Here is a 4,386-nt window from a genome sequence, read left to right as displayed (position 1 = left end):
CTTGCTGAGGTCCTCGGGCAAGGCGACGCCGCCGGTGCGGGCGGCAGCGGCGTCCAGCCGGGCGCGGTCGGTGCCGGAGAGCAGCGGCTGCCAGCCGGCCTCGGCGAGGCGGGTCGCGGTGGCCAGGCCGATGCCGGAGGACGCGCCGGTGATCAGCACCACGGGACGCCCGGGCGCTCCCCGGTGCCGGGGCCCTCGGTGGGCTTCGTCCGCCATCGCGCACCTGCCGCTCTGCCGTCCTGCGTGAAAGCCGTCCGTTTTGTCCGGCAAGCCACCTTCGCACGGCGACGCCGTCCGGGCGACCGGGAGCACGCGTCAGCGGGGCGGGACCGCCGGCTCCGTCTCCGCGCCGGCCTCGGGGGCGAGCGCCTCGGCCGACTCCCCCTCCAGCTCGCCGAACCTGGACAGCACGAACGTGCCGCCCACCGCCACCGCGAAGCCCGCCAGCGCGCACCACTCGAAGCCGGGACGCGCGGCGTCGCCGAGCGCCAGGACTCCGACCAGCGCCGGGCCGAAGGTCTCGGCGACCGTCCCGGCGGCGGTCGCGGCGGTCACCGTGCCGCGCTGCAGCGCGAGGGCGTACGCGAGGTAGCCGCCGAGACCGCCGAGCACGAGGGCGTAGGCGGCCGGGTCGGTGAGCAGGGACGTCAGCCGTTGCACGTCGAGCACGCGCACGGCGAGGCTGGTCACGCCGAACCCGACACCGGCGAGGAGGCCGAGGCCGGCCGCGGCGACGGTGCCTTGGCGGCGCACGAGGACGACGGTGAGCAGCACCATGACGACGGTCGTGCCGAGCAGCGCCCAGTGGAACGCGGACGGGGCGTACTCGCGGCCCTCCTCGCCCGAGCCCAGTGCGAGCAGGGTCAGGCCGAGGACGACCGCCAAAATCCCCGCGAGGTCGCCGCGGCGCAGCCGGGCGCCCAGCAGCCAGACGGCGGCGAGGGCGGTGACGGCGAGGCTCGCGTTGGTGACGGCCTGCACGAGGAACAGGGGGAGGCTGCGCAGCGCCACGATGCTCAGCGCGAAGCCGACGATGTCGAGCAGGGTGCCGAGGACGAACTGCCACGACCGGACGAGCGCCGCCAGAAGGCCCGCCCGCACCCGGTCCGCCCGCGGCGCCGACCTGGCCCCGCGCGCCTGGAACACCGCCCCGAAGCCGAAGCAGACGGTCGCGACCAGCGCCGTCGTGAGTCCGAGCAGCATGCTTCTCCCAGCCTCGGGGGCAGCATCGATCCACCACCAGTCTGTGACAGGAGGGGCGGGACCGCACTCGTCGGGCGGGGAAGGGCTCGGGGTTTCAGGGTTCGGGGCTCAGAGTTTCAGGGCTGAGGGCTCAGGGTTTCAGGGCCACGCCCGAGTAGCAGGCCGCCTCGCTGTCGGTGACGGCCGGGTCCTCGGGGGCCGGGCGCCAGCGGGGGGTGGGGACGATCGCGGGGGTGATCAGGGTCCAGCCGTCGAAGAACCGGGTGAACTCGGCCCGGGTGCGGGGCTGGGAGGCGGTGCCGGCCGCCGCGTAGATGTGGATCAGACGGGCGACCTCCTCCGGGGCGAACTCGGGGCTGACGTGGGTCATCACCAGGGCGCTGCCGGGGGCCAGCGCCGCCTTGTAGTGCTCGACGACCTCGCGGGCGCCCTGGTCGTCCGGGACGAAGTGGAACAGCGCGTTGAGGGAGAGCGCGACCGGGCGGGCGAGGTCGAGGGTGTCGAGCAGGCCCGGCGCGGAGAGCAGGCCGACCGGGTCGGTCACGTCGGCCTCGACGTAGGCGGTGCGGCCCTCGGGGGTGCTGGCGAGGAGGGCCTGGGCGTGGGAGAGCACGATCGGGTCGTTGTCGGCGTAGACGACCCTGGCGTGCGGGTTCACCCCCTGGGCGATCTCGTGCAGGTTGGGCGAGGTGGGGATGCCGGTGCCGACGTCGAGGAACTGGTCGATGCCGGCCAGCGCGAGGGCGCGGGTCGAGCGGTGGACGAACGCGCGGTTGGCGCGGGCGGCGGCGCGCAGCCAGGGCGCGATCGCGAGGGCCTGGCCGGCGGCCTCGCGGTCGGCGGCGAAGTTGGTGAAGCCGCCGAGGTAGTAGTCGTACATCCGGGCCGAGTGCGGGACGTTCAGCCGCAGGTCCACTCCGTCGTACCGGTTCATCGTTCTCCTCTGGACGGCGTCCGGCCCCGTGCGGCTCCCGACGCGGAACGTGATCGATTGCTGCCCACCGTAACCGGGGGTCAATCGCGGTCCCGTCCCGCTCAGGCGTGCGCGCAACCAGGCAGCCATTCCCATGAGATGACAATCTGTATTCGCTTTGCAGCCTGGAGTGACAGGGCTGATGGAATGAGGATGGGCGCACACAGCCCGACCCTCGGGTGGTCCGGCACGCAGCCGGTGCCACGGAAAGCAGGCTCGATGACGATCGACAGGGGTGCCCGCGAGGCCCTCGCGGTGCCGGGCGATTCCGTCAACGTCCGGATGGAGCTGGCGTATTCGGCGTTCTGCGAGACGCACGAACCCGCCTGGCACGCCCTCGCGCTCACCCGGATAGGCAACCGCGCCGACGTCACGCTGGTGGTGGAGGCGGTGAAGGAGGACCTCGCCCGCTGCTGGTCGCAGGTGCTGCGCTTCGAGGAACCGGCCGCGTACGCCTGGCGGCTGGCGAACCGCCACATCGCCGACTGGGTCGCGGGCGAGGAGCCGGTGGCGGTCGAGGCGGTCACGTTCGCGGCGGTGATCGGGGCGTTCAAGCAGGTCGCGAACGGGCTGCTGCACAGCGAGGCGGACGAGGTGCGGCTGTACGCGGCGATCCTCGAACTGCCGGACCGCCAGCGGGACGTGATCGTCCTGCGCTACCTGCTCGGCCTGCACGTCAAGGTGATCGGCGCCTACCTGGGCCGGCCGGTGGCCACCGTGCACTCCAACCTGCGGCACGCCCGGGAGCGGCTGGCGCGCCGGCTCGGGGTGGGCGAGCTCCCGGACAGCGGGGGCGAGCAGTGACCCTGAGACCCCAGCCCGAGCTGGAGCCGGAGCCGACCGAGCCGGAGCCACGCGGGCCGCTGGCGCCGCCCCCGCCGGTGGCCGGGTCCGACACTCCCCCGCCCGACGGGGCGCGGAGTGCCGACGCAGGGCGCGCGCCGCTCCATGTGCCCCGACCCGAGCGTGCCCACGCCGAACGGATCGCCGCCCTGCGGCAGGCCCGCCTCACCGCCGGACCGCCGCACCTGCCGTCCGAGCACGAGCAGGCCGCCTTCGAGCTGGGCCTCGTGGTGGCCCTGGTGCTGGGCGCGCCGGACGCCTCGCGGGGCCTCGACCTGCTGGTGAACGCGCGCCGTATCCAGCCCGAGGGGGCCGAGGTGTTCGGCGCGCTGCTGTACGCGACCGGGCGCGAGGACAGCGCCGAGTTCTGGTGGCGGTTCGCCGCCGGGTCCGGCAGCGGGACGGCCGCGTACTGCCTGCACCTGCACCACCTGAAGCTCGGCGAGCGGGACGACGCGGACTACTGGCGGGCCTGGTCGGACCAGCTCGCCGCGGCCGAACGCACCCGCGGGCCAAGGCCGTTGCTCGCGAGCCGGCCGCTGCTGCCGGACGACGTGCGACGCGACATCCTGTCCCGCTGCCACCGCGGGCTCGCGCCGCAGCTGCCGCCCGCGCTGGTCGCGGTGATCGACCAACTGCCGGTGCAGGACGGCGGCGGGGATCCGCCCGAGGTGCCGAGCCCGTGGGAGCTCACCTCGGGGGAGACCGCGGAGTGCTCGTGGGAGTGGGACGACCCGCACGGGTGAGGCAGCGGCGGCGCGGTCTTCCTCCGTTCAGGTGAGGACGAGCCGGTTCCACACGGCTCAGAAGAGTCTGGCGAGGCGGGCGGTGATCAGAGGGTCGCGGCCGTCGCCCTCCACGACTCCGTCGGGCCCGTGGATGACGTAGCGGTGCGGCGCCATCACCGTGTCCCGCCCGGGCAGGACCGCGACCACGGCCCGGTGGGCGTCGGCCGGGGTCAGCGCGGCGTCGTCGGTGGTGAAGTGGGCGACGAGACGGCCGTCGGTGTGGCCGACGGTCGCGGCGGCCCCGAGGACGTCGGCGAGGAGCGCGCGGACGGCGGCCAGGTCGATCCACGAGCCGTCGATCCGCTGCCACTCCCCCTCGCGCGCCGCGACCTGCGGGGCGGCGAGCGGGACCGGTCCGTCCGCGGCGGCCAGCGGGACCGGTCCGTCAGCGGCGGCGGCCAGGAGGGCGAGCAGCCGGCGGGCGAAGTCCTCGTTCTCGGCGGCGTCGAGCACCTGCGGGCAGGCGGACAGCACGAACTCCAGCACCCCGCTGTGCCGCAGGACCGTGAACATCAGCCGGACGCCGATCGGCTGGTCGGGCAGCCCGACCACCTCGGGGTCGGCGGCCGGGGAGATCGG

5 protein-coding genes and 1 pseudogene are annotated in these 4,386 nt (G+C 74.7%); 2 read left to right on the top strand and 4 right to left on the bottom strand.

The features are described 5' to 3' along the window. The 3 genes from AB0O00_RS30935 to AB0O00_RS30925 form a co-directional block, all read right to left on the bottom strand. The coding region (locus AB0O00_RS30935) for an SDR family NAD(P)-dependent oxidoreductase (protein ID WP_363657376.1) at nt 1-216 on the bottom strand (216 nt) is incomplete at its 3' end. 99 nt (nt 217-315) lie between these two features. Beyond that, nucleotides 316-1,203, bottom strand: coding sequence for a hypothetical protein (locus AB0O00_RS30930; protein ID WP_363657374.1), 888 nt, complete (start codon nt 1,201-1,203; stop codon nt 316-318). 130 nt (nt 1,204-1,333) lie between these two features. Beyond that, entirely contained in the window at nt 1,334-2,137 is an 804-nt protein-coding gene (locus tag AB0O00_RS30925) for an SAM-dependent methyltransferase (RefSeq protein ID WP_363657372.1), read from the bottom strand. A gap of 258 nt (nt 2,138-2,395) precedes the next feature. On the opposite strand from AB0O00_RS30925, the gene AB0O00_RS30920 reads away from it, so the two are divergent. Together AB0O00_RS30920 and AB0O00_RS30915 are read left to right on the top strand one after the other, a co-directional pair. Further along, nucleotides 2,396-2,980 (top strand): sigma-70 family RNA polymerase sigma factor, encoded by a 585-nt coding sequence (locus tag AB0O00_RS30920; RefSeq protein ID WP_363657370.1) that lies wholly within the window; start codon nt 2,396-2,398, stop codon nt 2,978-2,980. 146 nt (nt 2,981-3,126) lie between these two features. Then, entirely contained in the window at nt 3,127-3,765 is a 639-nt protein-coding gene (locus tag AB0O00_RS30915) for a hypothetical protein (protein ID WP_363657369.1), read from the top strand. A gap of 57 nt (nt 3,766-3,822) precedes the next feature. Here the strand turns inward: AB0O00_RS30915 and AB0O00_RS30910 are convergent. Beyond that, a pseudogene (locus tag AB0O00_RS30910) lies at nt 3,823-4,386 on the bottom strand (hypothetical protein); the annotation flags it as partial.

The sequence above is a fragment of the Kitasatospora sp. NPDC093558 genome, from assembly GCF_040683475.1.
Taxonomy (GTDB): domain Bacteria; phylum Actinomycetota; class Actinomycetes; order Streptomycetales; family Streptomycetaceae; genus Kitasatospora.
This window is presented reverse-complemented; position numbering and strand designations above follow the sequence as displayed.

Bases quoted from the DNA above. Each gene is read 5' to 3' on its own strand.
- AB0O00_RS30930 (WP_363657374.1), bottom strand. From the start codon at position 1,203: ATGCTGCTCGGACTCACGACGGCGCTGGTCGCGACCGTCTGCTTCGGC.
- AB0O00_RS30925 (WP_363657372.1), bottom strand. From the start codon at position 2,137: ATGAACCGGTACGACGGAGTGGACCTGCGGCTGAACGTCCCGCACTCG.
- AB0O00_RS30920 (WP_363657370.1), top strand. From the start codon at position 2,396: ATGACGATCGACAGGGGTGCCCGCGAGGCCCTCGCGGTGCCGGGCGAT.